15 protein-coding genes, 2 tRNA genes, 1 riboswitch and 1 other annotated feature are annotated in these 20,838 nt (G+C 35.6%); of the genes, 1 reads left to right on the forward strand and 16 read right to left on the reverse strand.

The features are described from left to right. Positions 1-89: 89 nt before the first annotated feature. The 15 genes from F1592_RS07340 to serS form a co-directional block, all read right to left on the reverse strand. Complete coding sequence (locus tag F1592_RS07340; RefSeq protein ID WP_149809629.1) at positions 90-881, reverse strand: two-component system regulatory protein YycI; 792 nt, start codon at positions 879-881, stop codon at positions 90-92. Next, positions 882-2,213 (reverse strand): YycH family regulatory protein, encoded by a 1,332-nt coding sequence (locus F1592_RS07345; protein WP_011274377.1) that lies wholly within the window; start codon positions 2,211-2,213, stop codon positions 882-884. Then, a complete protein-coding gene (gene walK, locus F1592_RS07350) occupies positions 2,203-4,029 on the reverse strand; it encodes a cell wall metabolism sensor histidine kinase WalK (protein ID WP_016930922.1) in 1,827 nt (608 codons plus the stop codon). Before walK ends, F1592_RS07345 begins: the two co-directional genes overlap by 11 nt. 12 nt (positions 4,030-4,041) lie before the next feature. After that, positions 4,042-4,743 (reverse strand): response regulator YycF, encoded by a 702-nt coding sequence (yycF, locus tag F1592_RS07355; protein WP_011274375.1) that lies wholly within the window; start codon positions 4,741-4,743, stop codon positions 4,042-4,044. A gap of 521 nt (positions 4,744-5,264) precedes the next feature. Next, positions 5,265-5,337, reverse strand: a tRNA-Asp gene (locus tag F1592_RS07360). Between the two features lie 7 nt (positions 5,338-5,344). Beyond that, a tRNA-Glu gene (locus tag F1592_RS07365) sits at positions 5,345-5,419 on the reverse strand. A gap of 473 nt (positions 5,420-5,892) precedes the next feature. Further along, positions 5,893-7,176 carry an adenylosuccinate synthase gene (locus tag F1592_RS07370; protein ID WP_048667871.1) on the reverse strand — a complete coding sequence of 428 codons (1,284 nt, stop codon included), beginning with the start codon at positions 7,174-7,176 and terminating at the stop codon, positions 5,893-5,895. 278 nt (positions 7,177-7,454) lie between these two features. After that, positions 7,455-8,855 carry a replicative DNA helicase gene (gene dnaB / locus F1592_RS07375; protein ID WP_011274373.1) on the reverse strand — a complete coding sequence of 467 codons (1,401 nt, stop codon included), beginning with the start codon at positions 8,853-8,855 and terminating at the stop codon, positions 7,455-7,457. Between the two features lie 196 nt (positions 8,856-9,051). Next, on the reverse strand, positions 9,052-9,498 hold the full coding sequence (rplI, locus tag F1592_RS07380) for a 50S ribosomal protein L9 (RefSeq protein WP_011274372.1): 447 nt from the start codon (positions 9,496-9,498) through the stop codon (positions 9,052-9,054). Beyond that, positions 9,495-11,462, reverse strand: a complete 1,968-nt coding sequence (locus tag F1592_RS07385) for a DHH family phosphoesterase (RefSeq protein ID WP_011274371.1) — start codon at positions 11,460-11,462, stop codon at positions 9,495-9,497. The genes rplI and F1592_RS07385 overlap by 4 nt, the downstream gene beginning before the upstream one ends. A 27-nt stretch (positions 11,463-11,489) precedes the next feature. Then, positions 11,490-12,416, reverse strand: coding sequence for a YybS family protein (locus F1592_RS07390; protein ID WP_223197227.1), 927 nt, complete (start codon positions 12,414-12,416; stop codon positions 11,490-11,492). A gap of 123 nt (positions 12,417-12,539) precedes the next feature. After that, positions 12,540-13,508 carry a homoserine O-acetyltransferase MetX gene (gene metX, locus F1592_RS07395; protein ID WP_049394865.1) on the reverse strand — a complete coding sequence of 323 codons (969 nt, stop codon included), beginning with the start codon at positions 13,506-13,508 and terminating at the stop codon, positions 12,540-12,542. 71 nt (positions 13,509-13,579) lie between these two features. Continuing rightward, positions 13,580-13,681, reverse strand: a riboswitch (SAM riboswitch). A 124-nt stretch (positions 13,682-13,805) separates the two neighbouring features. Beyond that, positions 13,806-14,135, reverse strand: coding sequence for an AzlD domain-containing protein (locus F1592_RS07400; RefSeq protein WP_011274368.1), 330 nt, complete (start codon positions 14,133-14,135; stop codon positions 13,806-13,808). Beyond that, a complete protein-coding gene (locus F1592_RS07405; protein WP_016930926.1) occupies positions 14,132-14,827 on the reverse strand; it encodes an AzlC family ABC transporter permease in 696 nt (231 codons plus the stop codon). The genes F1592_RS07400 and F1592_RS07405 overlap by 4 nt, the downstream gene beginning before the upstream one ends. Positions 14,828-15,276: 449 nt before the next feature. Then, entirely contained in the window at positions 15,277-16,563 is a 1,287-nt protein-coding gene (serS, locus tag F1592_RS07410) for a serine--tRNA ligase (protein ID WP_016930927.1), read from the reverse strand. A gap of 84 nt (positions 16,564-16,647) precedes the next feature. After that, positions 16,648-16,846, reverse strand: a binding site (T-box leader). A gap of 372 nt (positions 16,847-17,218) precedes the next feature. Here serS and F1592_RS07415 point away from each other — a divergent pair. Next, a complete protein-coding gene (locus tag F1592_RS07415; protein ID WP_053016920.1) occupies positions 17,219-18,031 on the forward strand; it encodes an NAD(P)H-hydrate dehydratase in 813 nt (270 codons plus the stop codon). A 102-nt stretch (positions 18,032-18,133) separates the two neighbouring features. On the opposite strand, the gene gyrA is transcribed toward F1592_RS07415, so the two are convergent. Continuing rightward, the gene (gene gyrA / locus F1592_RS07420) at positions 18,134-20,833 is read right to left on the reverse strand and encodes a DNA gyrase subunit A (protein ID WP_053016919.1); all 2,700 of its coding nucleotides are present in this window, start codon (positions 20,831-20,833) and stop codon (positions 18,134-18,136) included. Between the last annotated feature and the right edge of the window lie 5 nt (positions 20,834-20,838).

Raw genomic sequence — 20,838 nt, forward strand, 5'->3', positions numbered from 1 at the left:
CAAGACCGCGGCTCGACCCATCCCCCTAGGCAAGCATCACAACAGAATGAGTAAATATTCATCTAAGTATTTCTTTACAACCCTGCTCCCTAGTTATCAATCACTTTTGGATTTGATGATGTCGCTTCAACATAATACGTTTTCACGTCTTCTTTACCTTTATGCTTCACTTTAATTTCCCAGTTCGCCTGCAATAATTGCACATTCGTTTCTCTCACAACCGAGTAATATCCTAGTCTTGTATCCATCACTTCATCGCCTGATTTCAAGTAACGATTAAAGTATAATGTTTCTACTGCTTTACGTGGTGTAATAACCTGTTTCTTAGGATTATTATCACTCTTCGCAGGTTCAATATTGTTCATTACCGATTGTTCATAACTTGTCGCTTTACCATCATTGATATTAAAGCGTAGACGCGCTTTATTATTATTCATCAATGGATAACCTTCATAAGTCTGTTCATATGTCACAGTATCAGATGTAACATCACCAAGTTGATACATCTTACCATTGTAAACATTGCTCATGATGTAATCTTTTAAATCGCTTAAATTACTATCACTAACATTTACAGTACTATCAATCTCACCAGTTAACGTATTACCAGAATCTTCCGCTTCTAATGATGACTTACTCTTCACATAACTTTCGAAGTCTTTAGACTTAGCAGTAATCATCTGCATCTTCGTCCCGCTTACATCTTTATTTAAAATATCCTTCGAAATTTTAATTTCCTCTTGCTGGAATTTAACCTCATTATCACTTTCAGATTCGTTAATTTGAGACTTCGTCACCTTATTCACGTAAATCAATACGAGTAGGATATTAACTAGAATAAACACGAAAATAAACAATGTCTTCGTTCGTTTCCAATTCATTTATTCAAGCCTCCCATCCTCATAAGCGTACCAATCGCCGTCGTATTGAACATACCATGTTGGCACAAACTCACTATTACGTTGCACTTCTATATCATCTTTATCAGGTTGATCATCTTCTTTATAACCAATGACCATATTCGTTACCTTTTCAAAATCAATCGTATGATTATTTGCGAGTGAAGAACGAACACTTTCAACACTATCTAGCGACTTCGTTTTACCTTCTAAAGGTACACTAGAACGCAATAGTGCACGTTTGTAGTCATAGATGCCTTTATCTCCCCAAGTGACCTCTATATCATTTAATTGCTGATCATTGAATGTTGGGTGCCCATTGAGGAAGAGTTGGTACGTTAATTCACCCGATGAATTATCTGTATTGAAAAGACGGAAGTCATCATTGAAGAATCCACCATGTCCATTTATATATTCAAATGTACTTGGAATCGTTGAATCCATATCACTTGAGCTAGATTCATCTTCGGATAAATTTTTATAATGATATTTCTTACTTTCATCATTATAGTTCGCTACGCCAGTGTTATTATTGTACGTTGTCGAACCACTCTTACCGCTTCGAATAATCACTGAGTCGTCAAATAAAATAGCATTCATCGTTTCGACTGGAATCGTATCATAAACCATTCGGTAAGAACGCATGTCTTTTGGACGATTTGGCGCAAATATATGCGTTGCTTTATCAATCGTATCTTTATTTGTGATTACCTCTGAATATTTCTGCATTTCTTTATTCAAATGATCCATCACTTTAATAAAATGATTAGCTTTCGTAGTCAATGTTACTTTCATGACTTCATGACGATCTTCACTAATCGCATACAACTCTAGATTCTCTTTAGGATTTTGACTTACGATAATACGATTAAATTTGAAGTTTTTAGGTACCTTCGCTGATGAATTCAATACTTGACCTAAATATGTCGTTAGCGGCATATCATAAGTAAAATCTAGCACAGTAAAGTGGTCATTTAACATGGGAATATTTAAATTATAATCTCGATGAATATGTTCCACTTTACTGACTTCATGATTCTTCAATGTACCTGTTACTTGAGACAGCTGAGCACGAGATGGTGCCAGCCCTTTAACCTTATCGCCTTTAACTTCTACAATTTGATACGGAGATATCACATTCTCAATATTGGCAGACATGGGCTTACCAATCGTCTTAGTATTGCTCTTTTTACTATCTGTGCTATCAATATTATTTAAATCTGGTGAGAAATTCCACACCATAAACGTAAGCACGACACTCATCATAACTAATAGGAAAAGAATAATGGATTTAATATGCTCTTTACTCTTCATCCCAATCACCGTCGTCTATAACTTCACATGGAAGTGTAATAAATATCGATGTGCCTTGTCCTTCAACGCTATTCGCCCAAATTCTTCCATTATGCGCTTCTACAATCTCTTTCGAAATGGCAAGTCCTAAACCTGTACCACCCATTTTACGTGTACGCGCTTTATCTACACGATAGAAACGATCAAAGATTTTATCCACTTTATTAATAGGGATACCTATACCATTATCTTTAATACGAATCGTCATACGATTGTATAAAGCGTTTTGTTTCACGTGGAACTCGACGCGTTTTTCACCACGAGAATATTTCATCGCGTTAGTAATAACGTTATCAAACACTTGTGTCATCTTATCTGGATCAATTTCAGTAAAGATGGTTTCAGAAGGAATTTCACGTACAAACGTCGTGTCTTTCGCGGCCATTTCATGACGATTAATAATCTTATTAATGAACATGTTGAAGTCGACAATTTCCTTCGTAATTTGTTCGGATTCGTTATCCATTTTCGATAATTGCAGTAAATCATTAACAAGACGAATCATTCGTTCTGTCTCTTCACGTGTTACCGATAAGAAAGATGGTGCTAAATTATCATCTTTCCAAGCACCTTCTTCAAGCGCCTCTATGTAACTATTCATCGATGTTAAAGGTGTACGTAATTCGTGAGATACGTTCGCAACGAATTCACGACGTTCACGTTCAACTTGTTGTTGTTCCGTAACGTCATGTAATACGGCGATGTAACCTGTCACAAATCCAGTTTCTTGAACAATCGTACTGAAATTCACACGTGCAATGATGCCTTCATCTTCATTAATATCTAGTAAGAAGCTATCGTTATTCTCTTGAATTTCATCTAATGAGAATTCGTCTTCTAAATTTAATACACTTAGCATGTAATAACCGATTAAGTCTTCCTTAGACATACCTAACATTTTTATCGCCATATCATTGACGATACGCACACGACCACGTCGGTCTGTTGCAATAATACCGTCACTCATATGCGTGATAACTGAGTCTAAACGACGTTTCTCACTCTCAGTATTCGCTTGCGCCTCTTGAACTCGCTTAGACAAATTGTTGAAGGCTAAAGCTAATTCGCCGATTTCGTCATTACCATATATCTTAACGCGTTGCGTATAATTACCTTTAGACATCTCTACCGTCTGATTACGCATGTCCGTAATCGGCCTTGTAATCGTCCTTGCGATAAAGAAACCGAGTATAACGGTAATGAAGAGGGAAATCGCAGTACCGATAATGAATATTTGGTTAATATTATTCAACTGATTATATACATCATTAATATTCGATTCTATGTAAATATTACCAATCGTCTCGTTGCCATTCTTTACGGGTAAGTTGTAAATCCAAATTCGCTCTTTACCGCTACCATAGTCTTTTAAAACATTGTGACTATTAGATTCACCTAGCGATAAGGCTTTTTGAACGGAGTTATCATTAACCTTCTGATTAATCATATTATGTGATGATATCTTCGCTGTAGCCATGATAATTTGATCTTTATCAATAAAACGAATTTCTTCAATTTCTTGACGGTTGGCATACTCGTTTAATAAACTTTGAACTTCTTTTTGAGCGTTAGAGGGATCATCTCTGTATATCCGCTCAATGTTAACTTCAAGCTGTGTCGCATACTGTTTAATATTCTTCATGAAGTTATTTGTCAGTTCTTTTTCTAAACTATTAGTGAAATACAGACCGATGATCTGCATTCCAATAATAATCAATAACACATAAACAATAACAAGCTTGGTGTGAAGGGATTGTAACTGTTTCAGCCACTTCATAGTCGCAAGCCCCTAATCATGTTGTTGGAGGAAGTATCCAACGCCTCTACGTGTCACAATATATTCAGGGTGTGATGGATCATCTTCAATCTTCTCACGTAAACGACGAATCGTTACGTCTACTGTACGCACGTCGCCGAAGTAATCATAACCCCATACAGTTTGTAGTAAATGTTCACGTGTCATGACTTGACCCATATGTTTAGAAAGGTAGTGGAAGAGTTCAAACTCTCTGTGTGTTAATTCAATATCTTCCCCACGCTTTTTAATCGAGTAAGCATCTGGGTAAATGACAATATCTTTAATTGTAATTTCATTTGTCGTACCACTTACTTCTTGAGCTGGTTGTGAATAATGGCGACGTAAGTTCGCTTTTACACGTGCGATTAATTCACGTGTGCTGAACGGTTTCGTAACATAGTCATCCGCACCAAGTTCAAGACCTAAGACCTTATCGATTTCAGAGTCTTTCGCAGTTAACATAATAATCGGCATTTCGAATTTCTTACGTACTTCACGGCACACTTCCATACCGTCACGACCAGGTAACATGATATCTAATAATACGATGTCTGGTTCTTCCTCGTAGATTAAATCTACTGCATCATTACCATCATAGGCACAGTAAACATCATATCCTTCTTTTTTCAAATTAAATTCTAAGATGTCCGCAATTGGCTTTTCGTCATCTACAACAACAACTTTTCTTGCCATATCTATAAACCTCATTTCTCAAATTGTAGTTCTATATTTTATTATTCGTTCTTATGAATTAGTAAAGATTAAACTGTGATTTGATGCGTTTTTAATAAGTTTATAGCGCATATTAATCTACTATATAATTTACCATTAATATTCATGTAATTCTATTTTCATATTAAAAATTATAGAATAATATTCGTTTAAAGTTTACCACTCTAATTTAATATTACAAATAAGTTGAACCCTTTGAATACGGGACAAAAGTCGTAGTGAAGCCCATTTAACCCATTATTACAGAATGATGATACGACTCAATGGTTTAGTAGCAAGCTTTCTATTTTAAACATAAGAATAATATTAAGATTCTGTTGCGACGTCATACTTTTGTAATGCTAAAGAATGTATTACGATATTTAGCTTTTAGTATATTTTTTGATTTTTTGAAAAGGATATCTAAAAAGTTTAAAATGTGGATTTTCATGAGTAGTAAAATGAAGGCATAAAAAAATGCCTATCCTTTTGGATAAGCAATACGGTCTCGACGGGAATCGAACCCGCGATCTCCTGCGTGACAGGCAGGCGTGTTAACCGCTACACTACGAGACCTAAAAAATGGTGACTCCTACGGGACTCGAACCCGTGTTACCGCCGTGAAAGGGCGGTGTCTTAACCGCTTGACCAAGGAGCCGTTCTTAAGCACAAGATAGATTATAGCACAGGCTTTATTTTGAAGACAAGACATTTTTTACATAATTTTAATATTTTTTTATAATTCCTTAATTTTTTGGATAAACGTTGTAATAACAATGGTTTTAAGGTTACAAATGCTATATTTACCGCTCTTTTTACACTCATGTTTCTAAAAAAATAGGCATTGAACGAATCAATGCCTACAAATAAATGATATTGCCGGAATGATAGACGGGTTGCAGTGAGCAGATTGCTCAACAATTATACGCATCGCGCTAAAACTAAAGAACAGTTTTTGCTTGATGCTAGTAATTGTTCGCAACCTAAACGCTCACTTTCGCACCTTTTGATACACGGGCTACGAAAAGCAGGTCGTTCGACAATAATACGCTAATCGCTAAAATCAAAGAACGATTTTCGCTCATAGCTAGTTATTGCTCGCGACCTAACCGCTTTTCTTCGCACCTTTTCTTACCATAATTGTTCTAATAGGTTTGTTTGGTCACGGTCTGGGCCGACAGAGAAGATTGAAATACGTACATTACATAATTCAGAAATGCGTTCTAAGTATTTACGTGCATTATCTGGTAATTCTTCTAATGTACGGCAACCAGTGATATCTTCTTCCCATCCTGGTAACTCTTCAAAGATTGGTTTACAACGACGTAATTGATCTAAGTTAGCAGGATATTCTGTAATTTCTTCTCCATCTAATTCGTAAGCAGTACAAATCTTCACTGTATCAAGACCAGTAAGTACGTCGATAGAGTTAATAGATAAGTCTGTAATACCACTAACACGACGAGAGTGACGTAATACAACTGAGTCAAACCAACCTACACGACGTGGACGTCCTGTTGTTGTACCGTATTCACGACCAACTTCTCTAATATGATGTCCATCTTCATCAAATAATTCTGTAGGGAATGGACCATCGCCTACACGAGATGTATATGCTTTACATACACCAATCACTTTAGATACGAAAGTTGGGCCTACACCTGTACCAACTGTTACATTACCTGCAACAGGGTTACTTGAAGTTACGAAAGGATATGTACCATGGTCGATATCTAACATGACACCTTGTGCACCTTCAAATAAAACTTTTTCTTCAGCTACAAATGCATCGTCTAAGATTTTAGAAGTATCTGTAACAAATTCTTTTAAACGTTGACCTGCAGCATAGTATTCATCAAAGATTTCATCGAAACGTGGGCAAGTTTCATTAAACATGCCTTTGAAGTATGCATTTTTAACTTCAATGTTTTCTTTTAAACGTCTTTCAAATGTTTCTTTTTCTAATAAGTCAGCCATACGGATACCAATACGTTGTGCTTTATCCACATAAGCTGGTCCGATACCTTTCTTAGTAGTGCCGATTTTATTATCACCACGACGACGTTCTTCATATTCATCTTGTGCTAAGTGATATGGAAGAATGACTTGCGCACGGTTAGAAATACGTAAGTTTGAAGTAGATACACCACGTTCATTTAAACCGTCTAATTCTTTTAATAATGCAACTGGATCTACAACTACACCGTTACCTATAACTGCAAGTTTATCTTTATAAAATATACCTGATGGCACTAAATGTAATTTATAAGTTTCTCCACCAAATTGAATCGTATGACCTGCGTTATTACCTCCTGAAAAACGTGCAATAACATCTGCTTGTTCCGCTAAGAAATCTGTAATTTTACCTTTACCTTCGTCTCCCCATTGTGTCCCAACAACTACGATTGATGACATGTGAGCACCTCCAAAGTTTTCTCAATTAACCATTAAGTATTCTATCAATACGAACCTCATAATGCAAATAAAAATCGAACATTAATTTTAGCGTATATTAGTTCTACACTCTAACATCAATTTATTTAACAAAACTGTTAAAACCTTGATAATACAACGATTTAAACTCATTTACCAAAAAACTATTACACATACTTACGCTCAAATTCTATCATCAAAATAAAACAAAAACCGTACATTAAATTGATAATATAATTTAATGTACGGTAAAATATTTTTTATGACATTTCTGCATGTGCATAATCAATGTCTGTAAATTTATTATATTGTTTCATGAAGTGTAACTTCACAGTACCAGTCGGACCATTACGTTGTTTAGCGATAATGATTTCAATTTCACCATTTTCATCATTCGATTGTGGTTCGAAATTTCCACCGTCATCGTCATCTTCGCCTTCACCGCGATTATAATAATCATCACGATATAAGAAGGCAACGATATCCGCATCTTGCTCGATAGAACCTGATTCACGAATATCACTCATCATTGGTCGTTTATCTTGACGTTGTTCCACGCCACGAGATAACTGACTTAGTGCAATAACAGGACATTCTAATTCACGAGCAATCGCTTTTAAAGTACGTGAAATTTCAGATACTTCTTGTTGTCTGTTATCAGAAGCACGTGAACCACTACCTTGAATTAACTGTAAATAGTCAATCACAATCATGTCTAAACCATGTTCTTGTTTTAAACGTCGGCATTTAGAACGTAAATCTGTAATTCGAATACCAGGTGTATCATCAATGAAGATCTTGGTACGTGATAATTTACCGACTGCTATTGTAAATCGATTCCAGTCTTCTTCTGTCATCGTACCTGTACGTAGTCGATTGGAATCCACATTACCTGAACTACAAATCATACGTGTTGCTAATTGGTCTGCCCCCATCTCAAGTGAGAAAATGCCGACAGTATAATTACCTTCATGTGTCGCTACCTTTTGAGCAATGTTAAGAGCGAAGGCAGTCTTACCTACTGAAGGACGGGCAGCTAAGATAATTAAGTCATTTCTGTTAAATCCAGCTGTCATTTGGTCTAAATCACGATAACCCGTAGGAATACCCGGAGTTTGACCACTATTTTGGTCGAGCTCTTCAGCTGTTTCATAAACTTGTCCTAATACATCTCTAATATCCTTAAATCCATCACTTTGACGATTAGAGGATAATTCAAGAATACGTCGCTCTGCATCACTTAATATCGCATCTAATTCAAGTTCATTATCATAACCATCGTTGGCAATACTATCCGCAGTTTGAATTAATCTGCGTTTTAATGCATGGTTTGCGACGATATTTGTATAATACTGAATGTTACGTGTCGTTGGTACATTATTTGAGAGTTCCGCTAAATATTGAGGACCACCAGCCTCGCTTAATGTACCTTCTTTCGTTAATTGATCCATTAACGTTACGACATCAATTTCATCACCATCTTCATTTAAGTTCATCATCGCTCTGAAGATGTGTTGGTGGGCACCTCTATAAAAGGACTCAGGAAGGAGCACTTCCTGAGTCGAATTAATCAATTGTGGATCTAAAATAATTGCACCTAAGACAGATTGTTCAGCTTCATTATTATGTGGCATTTGCTTTTGCTCATACATATTATCCATTAATCATTACACCTCTAAATCCATCTTAATTTTCACAAATCATAGTGCAACATTGTTATTTGAAAATTTTTAGTCATTAGTTCACTTATCGTAGTTGAATGACACTCAAATACATAGTTTTTAATGAACTTAAGTGCTTCAGCACTTACGTAAGTAGTTCTAATGATTAGAATCAAAGAACTACTTTACCCGCTTCTTACTTCTCTACAGTGTGAACACGGATTGTACCTTCAACTTCTTTGTCTAATTTAACAGGCACATTTGTATAACCTAATGCATGGATACCTTGAGGTAAATCCATTTTACGTTTATCAATTTTAATATCGTGTTGTGTTTTAAGTGCTTCAGCAATTTGTTTAGTACTTACAGAACCAAACAATTTGCCTCCTTCACCAGTTTTAGCACTCACTTCAACTTCAATTTCTTCTAATTTTGATTTTAAGGCTTTAGCGTCATCAATTTCTTTTTGTCTATCCGCTTCAGCACGTTTATTTTGTTGTTCCAATTGTTTCAAATTACCTGGAGTTGCTTCAACAGCATAATTATTTTTAATTAAAAAGTTATTTGCATACCCTACTGGTACATCTTTAATTTCGCCTTTTTTACCTTTACCTTTAACATCTTGTGTGAAAATTACTTTCATGCGTCTTCACTCCTACTCATTTGTTCTGTAATTGCTTGTTGTAATTGTTCTATCGCTTCTTCAATTGATAATCCTTTCAATTGTGTTGCAGCATTAGTTAAGTGACCACCGCCACCTAAGGCTTCCATCGTTAATTGAACATTAATAGAGCCTAATGAACGTGCTGAAATACCGATTAAGTTATCTTCACGTTTAGCTACTACATAAGAAGCTTCTATACCTTCTAAACTTAACAACTCATCCGCAGCTTGTGCAACTGTAACAGGATGATAAATTTTTTCGTTAGAACCATGTGCAATTGCAATGCCATTATCTTGAACTTCAACCGTTCGAATAAGTTCTGAACGATTAATATACGTATCGACGTCATCTTTTAAGAAGTGTTGCGTTAATATCGTATCTGCACCATGGGCACGTAAATAGCTTGCCGCGTCAAACGTTCTAGAACCTGTACGCAATGTGAAGTTACGTGTATCAACAATGATACCTGCATACATAACAGTAGATTCTAAACGTGTTAAACGTTGTTCAGTTGGTTGATATTCTAATAACTCTGTTACAAGTTCTGCAGTCGAGCTTGCATAAGGTTCCATATATACTAATAATGGGTTAGAAATAAAGCTTTCTCCTCGTCTATGATGGTCAATCACGACTTTACGATTAGCTTTATTTAGAATGTTCTCATCTAATACCATTTCTGGTTTATGCGTATCCACAACGACAATTGTAGATTTAGATGTCATCATATCCCATGCTTCATCTGATGTAACAAATCGTTCTTTCAACTCAGGTTTCTTATCGATTTCATCCATCACTCGGCGTAACGTTGGATCAATATCTTCCTCGTTTAAGACAACATAGGCCTCTAAATTATTCATTAATGCGAATCTTGAAACCCCAATTGCCGCACCTATAGCATCTAAGTCAGGACGTTTATGTCCCATAATGATAACTTTATCGCCTTCAGTTAATATATCCTTTAATGCGTGAGAAATAACACGCGCTCTTACACGTGTACGTTTTTCCATCGGGTCAGTCTTACCGCCATAGAATCGCACGTTTCCGTTCATATTCTTAATAGCTACTTGGTCACCACCACGACCTAATGCTAAATCTAGACCAGATTGTGATAATTCACCAAGATCGATTAAGTTCTCTGTACCTTCTCCGACACCGATACTTAATGTTAATTGAGCACGGTAACCGACACTCTTTTCACGTAATTGGCTAAGGATTTCAAAGTTAGATTCTTCGATTTCGGCTAATATCTTTTGATTTAAATACGCTACGAACTGGTCAGAATTATATCGTTTAAAGTAAATATTGTATTCTGATGCCCAACGACTAATCACTCGTGTTACCATTGAGTTGATTTCAGAACGTTGCGTGTCGTTCATATTTTGCGTAATTTCATCGTAGTTATCTAAGAATAACGTTGCGATGATTGGCTTTGATTCTTCATATAACTCATTAGTTTGTACTTCATCTGTAATATCGAAGAAATATAAACAACTTTCTTCTTCTGAATGTCGAACGTGGTAATGATATTGACCATGTTCGATTTCAACTTCTTGTACCTTTTCAAGCTGCTTTAAAATATTCGGAAAAACTTCATTGACTGGTTCTGAGATGACATTCGTTTCTAAGTGTTCAGACATGTACTGGTTAATCCATTCAATATGGTCATCAGCATCAAGCACGACCATACCAATAGGTAATCGTTTAATTGCTCTGTTGCTTCCAGCCGAGATGTGACCACTTAAGTTATCCACATAATTATCCATTTTCAATAAGGCTTGTCTGACTAACACGATGCTAATAATAATCATCACGACTAAAATAGCTGCTGCAATTGTAGCGACTAATGGTTTAAAGATAAACCATACAACTACAAGTGCAATCGAAGTGAGTACCATTAGAATAAATGGTATCAGTAGAGCCTTCTTAGTGGATTGACGGTTCATTATTCCACCTCTATTCACTTTTTAAAGTCATTTTTTAATCATTCGTTTTAAATTAATTCCTAAATCAAGTACGCCAAGTAATGCAATGATATGTGTTGCTGGTGTAATAATTGTCCCCACAACCATCAGCAATATCGTTACAGCGTTTGGTATACGTTTTGCTTTACCAAAGAAATGAATTACACTCAATCCTTGGATATACATCAGTAATGATAACACAACTTCGAAATTTAACACGATACTTTGGAAAGTACTTGGTTCAGTAGCGAACATTACACAAAGTAAAACAACCATATATACCCATAGTAATGAACGGTTAAGCTGCCAAGCAAATAAAGGTTTAAAAATTGGTGTAGCTACTTTAAATTTACGAAGAATTGGAAATGTAATAATTAAATTAATTAAGACTAAAATAAAGACCGTAATGATAATAAAACTCGGAAGTTGAACTGCCGTTTGACGGAAACCTTCTTCTAAGATTGTTTTATAATCTGCTTCAACACCTGTTGTTACAACAGCATTATGCATTGTATCTTTAAAAGGCTTAATTAATGTCGTAGCGCTAGGTATCTTTTTAAACGTTTGTAATAACATAAATGCGACTAAAGTAAATATACTTAAATATGTTGTAGCTATAAATAAGATGCGTTCTTTAGAGGCACGTTCTTTCAATAATTGGCCAATAATAAAGCTAAGTATTAAAACTAAAATCATGGCACTTAATACAAATGTATTACCCAACAATGTGGTAAGAATTACTGTGATCAAAGCTCCAATTCCAAATGATGGAATAGACTTATTCCATAAAATAATACCTGGAATTGTAGCGAATAAACATAGAATTAATCCAAGTACTGGTAATACATACGTAACTAAAGCAACCATAACAAGTGCAATTGTTCCTATAATTGTTGCTTTAGGATGTACTTTTGAAAACAAATTCGCCACTCCTATACTATTTTGACTATAACTTCTATTTTAACCTCTAAGCAAAATTAAAACAAATTGTGAAGATTGAGGTATAGCATAAGACTATAACAATGTGTTTTTACTTCCATAGCGACCTACCCGCTTCGTCTATTTCCGCTTAAATTTCGTTACTTTAAGAAAATGATACAAGTTAGGTGCCCAATCATTAAAATTTAATAAAAAGCCATCATGACCTACATTATCTGGAACAAAGAAATGACGATGATATTTAAATCGCTCCCCTACTGCCCTTACTTGATCATCTGGATATAATAAATCATCCGTAAATCCCATTGTTAAGACCTTAGTATCTAGAGATTGATAAACATCATCTACATTCGTACGTCCGCGATCAACATTATGGCTATCTAAAACATTTAGCATTGTTAAATAACATGACAAATCATACGTTTCTTTAAATTTATTACCTTGATGTCGTTGATAACTCACCACTTCATCTGGTGAAAAGCGTTGGTCGTAACTTTTAGATGAACGATACGTTAGAAAGCCTAATTGTCGCGCAATACTAAGACCTTCTTTGCCACCAAGATGAATCGCTTCTCGTGCAATTTCATTGAAAGCACGACTATATGACGACGTCTTATCAGTCGCTGCTAGAATAACCGCCTTATCCACTTCGAATTGTTGATTATATAGAAGCTCCATGACTTGCATGCCACCTAGACTACCACCAATTAAAATATTAATCTTGTTGAAACCAAGTGCGCGTATGCCCAGTTCAATAGCTTTTACAATATCTCTCAAAGTTAAATGCTTTGGAAAATTTGGATTAGTTAAAGGAGAACTTGAACCAAAAGGACTACCAATAACATTAAACGTTAGAAATTGATAATCATAAATCGGCATATAACCACCGTCTATAATTTCACGCCACCAACCAGGCTCGTCATCTGTGCCATATGTTAGATGATTACCAGTAAGTGCGTGACACACTACAACAAGCGGTTGACCAGCATAGCCTACATGTTCATAACGCAATTGTAAATTATCAATCATTTCACCTGATTCAGTTGTAAAGGGTCCTAGATTTAATGTTTCTACTGTGTAATTGGTCATGCGGTTACCTCCTTTTAAATAAAAAAATCGCCTATACTCTATTCTTAAAGTATGAGGCGATTTGTCTCCATTACTTATCATTCGAGTATCTCGTTGGTAGTAGCACCGTGCGTATGCATCGCCGGTTGCTGAAGTTTCTCAGGGCCGTGTCCCTCCACTTCTCTTAATAAGTTTTTTATCTCTATTCATTTACTGCGTATTTATAAAATAGTATCAATGTACCATTTATGTTCTAGACTTTTATTGTATCTAATTGTAAAACCAACTTCAATTGTTAGTTGTTAGGTTCTGCCTTTTCTAAAAGAAGAAACGTAAACCTGCTATAAGAACAATACCCACTAATATTGTTGTCGTAAGACTTCGTGTAAAAAGCGCAACAAAAACAGTTGGAATTGTTACTAAAACAAATGGGATATTGAGTGTATATCCTGCTACGCCCTCTTGTTGCTCGATAATGCCATCTAATATAAGTGCTGTAAATAATGTAATTGGTATAAACGATAACCATTTAATTACCGTTTCTGAAAGTTGAATACGTGAAATCATTAAGAATGGAACTACTCGAATAATTAAAGTTACAAGTCCACACAACACGATTAATATAAACATGTGCCAAGATGTTGTCATTTATCCATCACCACCCCTAATGTTGCTGCTAACATAGATGCAATTAAAATTGCGACGTATGACGGCATGAACCAGCTTAAACTGAGCATCATCACGATGACAAATACGATAAGTACTATGTAAATTCTAAGTTTAGATGAAGTGATTGATTCAAATTGTGCCATTGTTAAAAAGATAAACATCGCGGTAATCGCAAAATCAAGACCTAACATATCTGGATTAGATATGTATTTACCAAGTAACGCACCAACAATGCTTGCTAGTGCCCAAAATGAATATGCAGTTAGATTCAATCCATGTAACCAACGATCGTTTATCTTCTCCCCTTTTAAATGAGGCGTAATTGCGACGCCAAAGGTTTCATCTGTCAAAATTGAAGACAAGCCTAGTCGATTCCAAATACCATAATCTTTATAATTAGGTGCTAACGTCATTGAAAGTAGGAAGAAACGTGAATTGACAATCAATGTTGTAAGGACAATGGCAGAAATCGGTGTTCCAGTAGCCACAAGCGCACATATAATAAATTGTGCTGCACCAGCATACACAAGCAAACATAATAATAGTATCTCGATGATACTAAAGTGTTGTGAAGCCGCCACTATTCCAAATGATAGTCCAATTCCAACGTAGCCTAATAAAGTAGGTATACATTCTTTAACGCCCTGTTTAAATGTCACATGTGATGTCATCTTTGTAACCTCCTTTATTCTTTTTATTTTTATAAAGTAATATACTAATAATTTTAGTCTAATATACGGATGCTAGAGTGGCAACAACATTAGACACAGGGTTGTGTGATGTTAGACTGAAAGACCACTTAGAAGCATTGATTTGAAAAGATTTTGAATGTGTCTGTTTTTTGTCGACAACGGTTGATTTACCTCTTAAAAAGTAGTCTAAATTAGCCCTTTTTACTTCATCCCTTTATTAAGAAAAAGTGGAATTTTATGCAATTAATTATTAGAAATATACTAAGAGAATATGGACTAAATTTAATATATTAGAATCTCATATGTAAGGACGAAAAAAACTGAGAAAAGCTCGGTAAGAGCATTTTCTCAGTTTAGTAGGCTACTGCGAATTTGCGATGTAGCCATAACATATTCATTTTAATCTGTACTTCTTACTAACTAATGAATTAGCCATTAACTGGACGGATTTCAGTTTTACCACCCATGAATGGTACTAATGCTTCTGGAATTGTGATTGAACCATCTGCATTTTGATAATTTTCAACGATAGCTGCAAATGTACGTCCTACAGCAAGTCCACTACCGTTTAAAGTATGTGCTAATTCTGGTTTAGAAGCGGCATCACGTTTGAAGCGGATGTTAGCACGACGCGCTTGGAAATCAGTACAGTTTGAGCAAGAACTAATTTCTTTATAGTTGTCATAACTTGGTAACCATACTTCTAAGTCGTATGTTTTGCTAGCACTGAAACCGATGTCGCCAGTACATAAGATAACACGACGATATGGTAAACCTAATTCTTCAAGAATTGCTTCAGCATTTTGTGTCATATCTTCTAAAGCGTCCCAAGAATCTTCAGGTTTTTCGATACGGACCATTTCAACTTTGTCGAATTGGTGTAAACGGATTAAACCTCTTGTATCTCTACCAGCTGATCCTGCTTCACTACGGAAACAAGCTGTTTGAGCAGTGAATTTTTCTGGTAATACGCCTGGTTGGATGATTTCATCTCTGTAGAAGTTTGTTAATGGAACTTCTGCAGTTGGAATTGTGTATAAACCTTCTTTTTCAACTTTGAATAAATCTTCTTCAAATTTAGGTAATTGTCCAGTACCAAACATTGTATCTGCGTTAACTAATTGAGGTGTCATCATTTCAGTATAACCGTGTTGCGTTGTATGTTTAGTAAGCATGTAGTTCATTAATGCACGTTCTAATAATGCACCATCTTTAGTTAAGTATACGAAACGCGCACCTGAAATTTTTGCAGCACGTTCAAAGTCTGCCATTTTTAATTCTTCTACTAAGTCCCAGTGTGCTTTTGGTTCAAAGTCAAATTCACGAGGTGTTCCCCATTTTTTAACTTCAACGTTTTCTTCATCAGAATCCCCTTGTGGTACATCTTCAGCAATTAGGTTAGGGATACGGATTAAGATATCTCTAACTTTATTATCCACTTCGTTAAGTTTAGCGTCGTTTTCTTTGATTTCGTCACCAAGTTCACGCATTTCTTTGATTACGTCGTCTGCATTTTCTTTGTTACGTTTCTTTTCAGCGATTTCTTCACTTACTTTGTTACGACGTGCTTTCATTTCTTCAGTTTTACCGATTAATTGACGACGTTCGTTATCTAATTCTAATACTTCGTCAACTACTTTAGGATCATCTCCACGTAGTTCAATTTTGCTCTTAACTGTGTCTGCTTGTTCTCTAAATAGTCTAATGTCTAACATGTAATACTCATCCTTCCCAATTTTTGAAAAATTTAATTTCGGATAACATGCGTATTTTCAATAAAAAAAGACCACATCCCCTTTACAAGGGACGTGGTCTACGCGTTGCCACCCTATTTAACAATTTAACACTACATATGTATCAAATTGCACTTTCCTTAAAATAACGGTTATTACCGGTTGTTCACAATTGTAGGTAGATTCGCATAACAATCAATTACTTGTTCACACTCAACACAAGCTCTCTGAAATTAATTGATTATGTTACTTGTCCCACGAACAATAACTTATTAAGTTATTTTTAATATAGCAAACTCCTTTATAATTAGCAAGTAAATGGTAAATAATATTATATTCATGCTAGTCGTAAACACCCTCTATTAACCAACATAATCACTTCCCACCATTCATTACAAAATAATCTTCATAATAGTGTTGACGAAAGTCATTCACAGGTATAATATTTTCTATTGTATTTAAAAAGGTCATAAACAAACATTCAAATTTAAAACTCAACAAGCGAGTTAGTTGTTGATGCTTTCGCTACGCATCTCATCGTCACTTAAAATTTGAGTTATATATAGAATTGACAATAATCACATTTTTACAATTTAGTATTATACGTTCGAAACGTCTTCAAGGGAGGGTTTAATTCATGGAAACATTAACAACAGTTAATATTCCGAAAAGAAAAGAAGAGACACATAAAGGTGACTATGGAAAGATTCTACTGATAGGTGGAAGTGCCAATTTAGGGGGCGCAATCATGTTGGCTGCGCGTGCGTGTGTTTATAGTGGAAGTGGATTAATTACAGTAGCTACACATCCTACAAATCATGCTGCACTTCATTCTCGTTGCCCAGAAGCGATGGTTATCGATATTAACGACACTAAAATGTTAACTAAAATGATTGAGAACACAGATAGTATTTTAATTGGACCAGGCTTAGGTGTCGATTTCAAAGGTAATAACGCAATTACGTTTTTACTACAAAATATTCAGCCACATCAAAACTTAATTGTTGATGGTGATGCTATAACGATATTTAGTAAATTAAAACCTGATATCCCAACTTGCCGTGTTATCTTTACGCCACATCAAAAGGAATGGGAACGTTTGAGTGGTATCCCTATTGAAGAACAAACTTATGAACGTAATAGAGAAGCTGTAGATAAGTTAGGTGCTGCAGTTGTACTGAAAAAACACGGTACTGAAATATTCTTCAAAGACAAAGAATATAGACTTGCCATTGGTACACCGGCAATGGCGACTGGTGGCATGGGAGATACCTTAGCTGGTATGATTACAAGCTTTGTTGGACAATTTGATGATTTTAGAGATGCGATCACAAGCGCAACTTATACACATAGTTATATTGGAGAGAAATTATCTGAATCTATGTATGTCGTACCACCTTCACGTCTAATTAGTGAAATTCCATACGTTATGAAAGAATTAGAAAACTAAATTAAATATAACAAATAAGACTTCCCTGGTATTAGGGAAGTCTTATTTTTTGAAGAAATCAATATTGTTGTAACTTTCTATAATTGATTAGCCTTCTATTCTTTAGTTTTCGTCATCTTCATCATTGTTAGATGCATTTTCAATGTCTTCATTTACACGATCCATGAAGTCTTGTCTAACTTCAATACGTTCATCTGTTGCATCTTCATCAGATGAAACTGTAGTTTCTTCGTCCGCTTCAGTATGAAGTGCGTTACCTGGTGTATCATCATCAATTACTTCTTCACTAGGACTTTCAGTACTTTCTGCATTTGATTCACCATTTTCAGTTTGAGCAGCCTCAGTCGCATCTTCATCTTCTGTTTTATCAATAACTTTAGCAACTGTTGATACAAATTGATCATCGCCTAATTTCATTAAGCGAACACCTTGAGTTGCACGACCATTTTGAGAAATATCTTCTACTTCTAAACGAATGATAACGCCACTATTTGTAACAATCATTAAGTCTTCTTCGCCATTAACAGTTGTGATACAAACGATATTACCATTACGTTCAGTAATCTTCGCAGTCTTGATACCTTTACCACCACGATTTGATAAGCGATATTCGCTCACTGGCGTACGTTTACCATAACCATTTTCAGTGACGACTAACACTTCATCTTCGCTATCGGCATGTGCAACATCTAGACCTACAACGACATCATCTTCACGTAATGAGATACCTCTTACACCTGCAGCAGTACGACCTAATGGACGTAAACTTGTTTCTGCAAATCTAATTAATGAAGCATGAGATGTTCCAATCAAGATATCTTGGTTACCATCTGTAAGACGTACTGCAATTAATTCATCGTCTTCTTTAAATCCAATCGCAATCTTACCGTTCTTATTGATATGTGAGAAATTGCTTAAAGCAGAACGTTTCACAATACCATTTTTAGTTGCAAATACTAAGTAACTATCTTCATCTTCAAGGTTTCTAACAGCAATCATCGTACTGATTGTTTCATCATTATCTAATTCAATCGCATTGATGACTGGAATACCTTTAGATTGGCGAGATAATTCTGGAACTTCGTAACCTTTAAGTTTATAAACACGACCTTTATTCGTGAAGAATAGAACGTGGTCATGTGTACTTAACGTTACAAGTTGACTTACGAAATCTTCTTCCAATGTATTCATACCTTGAACGCCGCGTCCGCCACGGTGTTGTGAACGATACGTTGAAACTGGTAAACGTTTAATATAGTTATTATGGCTTAATGTGATGACGATTTGTTCTTCAGGAATTAAATCTTCATCTTCTAAATCATCTAAGCCACCTAATTGAATTTCTGTACGACGTTCGTCACCAAAACGTTCTTTAATATCAGTTAACTCATCACGAACTAATTGAAGTAAAACTTCGTCATCGGCTAAGATTTCTTCAAGTTCAGAAATATAACCGAGTAATTCGTTGTATTCATTTTCAATTTTATCTCGTTCTAAACCAGTTAAACGTCTCAAACGCATATCTAAAATAGCTTGCGCTTGACGTTCAGACAATTTAAAACGCTCTTGCAATGTTTCCATAGCGACTTTATCTGTTTCTGATTCACGAATTGTCGTAATAATCTCATCGATATGATCTAACGCTATACGTAAACCTTCTAAGATATGTGCTCGGTCTTTCGCCTTTTTCAAGTTGTATTCAGTACGACGACGTACAACTGTCTTTTGATGTTCTAAATATTCAACTAAAGCTTGTTTTAAATTGATTAATTTTGGACGTCCATTAACAAGTGCAATCATATTAACACCAAATGAAGTTTGTAATGGTGTCTGTTTATATAAATTGTTTAAAATAACATTGGCATTTGCATCTTTACGAACATCGATTACTACTCTAACGCCAGTACGTAAACTTGTTTCATCACGTAAATCAGTAATACCTTCAATTTTCTTTTCACGAACAAGTTCTGCAATCTTCTCAATCATACGTGCTTTATTAACTTGATACGGGATTTGAGTCACTACGATACGTTGGCGACCGCCACCTCGCTCTTCAATTTCCGCACGTGCACGCATTTGAATTGATCCTCGACCTGTTTCATAAGCACGTCGGATGCCACTTTTCCCTAGAATTAAACCAGCTGTTGGAAAATCAGGGCCTTGAATATCTTCCATAAGTTCTGCAATCGTTACATCTGGATTCTTACTTAAATGTAAAACACCGTTGATGACTTCAGTTAAATTGTGAGGAGGAATATTTGTTGCCATACCTACAGCGATACCTGATGCACCATTAACTAATAAGTTAGGGAAACGAGAAGGTAAGACTTCCGGCTCTCTTTCAGTACCATCATAGTTATCTAGAAAATCGATTGTATCTTTGTTAATATCACGCAATAATTCTAACGTAATCTTAGTCATCTTCGCTTCAGTATAACGCATGGCAGCGGCACCATCGCCGTCCATTGAACCAAAGTTACCTTGACCATCGACAAGTGGATAACGATAACTGAATGTTTGTGCCATTCTGACCATGGCATCATAGATTGATGAGTCTCCGTGAGGGTGATATTTACCCATTACATCCCCAACAATACGTGCTGATTTTTTATATGGTTTATCAGGTGTCATACCTTGTTCATTTAAGCCATATAAGATACGACGGTGTACAGGTTTTAAACCATCACGTACATCAGGTAACGCACGTGAAACGATAACGCTCATTGCATAGTCTAAGAATGATTCGCGCATCTCGCTGGTTATATTTCGTTCATTTATTCTTGATTGAGGTAAGTCAGCCATCAAGA

Source organism: Staphylococcus sp. GDX7P312P, from assembly GCF_008385775.1.
In the GTDB taxonomy this organism is placed as follows: domain Bacteria; phylum Bacillota; class Bacilli; order Staphylococcales; family Staphylococcaceae; genus Staphylococcus; species Staphylococcus haemolyticus.

Coding starts and splice junctions, on each gene's coding strand:
- F1592_RS07340 (WP_149809629.1), bottom strand. CDS start 881: ATGAATTGGAAACGAACGAAGACATTGTTTATTTTCGTGTTTATTCTA.
- F1592_RS07345 (WP_011274377.1), bottom strand. CDS start 2,213: ATGAAGAGTAAAGAGCATATTAAATCCATTATTCTTTTCCTATTAGTT.
- walK (WP_016930922.1), bottom strand. CDS start 4,029: ATGAAGTGGCTGAAACAGTTACAATCCCTTCACACCAAGCTTGTTATT.
- yycF (WP_011274375.1), bottom strand. CDS start 4,743: ATGGCAAGAAAAGTTGTTGTTGTAGATGACGAAAAGCCAATTGCGGAC.
- F1592_RS07370 (WP_048667871.1), bottom strand. CDS start 7,176: ATGTCATCAATCGTAGTTGTTGGGACACAATGGGGAGACGAAGGTAAA.
- dnaB (WP_011274373.1), bottom strand. CDS start 8,855: ATGGATAATATGTATGAGCAAAAGCAAATGCCACATAATAATGAAGCT.
- rplI (WP_011274372.1), bottom strand. CDS start 9,498: ATGAAAGTAATTTTCACACAAGATGTTAAAGGTAAAGGTAAAAAAGGC.
- F1592_RS07385 (WP_011274371.1), bottom strand. CDS start 11,462: ATGAACCGTCAATCCACTAAGAAGGCTCTACTGATACCATTTATTCTA.
- metX (WP_049394865.1), bottom strand. CDS start 13,508: ATGACCAATTACACAGTAGAAACATTAAATCTAGGACCCTTTACAACT.
- F1592_RS07400 (WP_011274368.1), bottom strand. CDS start 14,135: ATGACAACATCTTGGCACATGTTTATATTAATCGTGTTGTGTGGACTT.
- F1592_RS07405 (WP_016930926.1), bottom strand. CDS start 14,827: ATGACATCACATGTGACATTTAAACAGGGCGTTAAAGAATGTATACCT.
- serS (WP_016930927.1), bottom strand. CDS start 16,563: ATGTTAGACATTAGACTATTTAGAGAACAAGCAGACACAGTTAAGAGC.
- F1592_RS07415 (WP_053016920.1), top strand. CDS start 17,219: ATGGAAACATTAACAACAGTTAATATTCCGAAAAGAAAAGAAGAGACA.
- gyrA (WP_053016919.1), bottom strand. CDS start 20,833: ATGGCTGACTTACCTCAATCAAGAATAAATGAACGAAATATAACCAGC.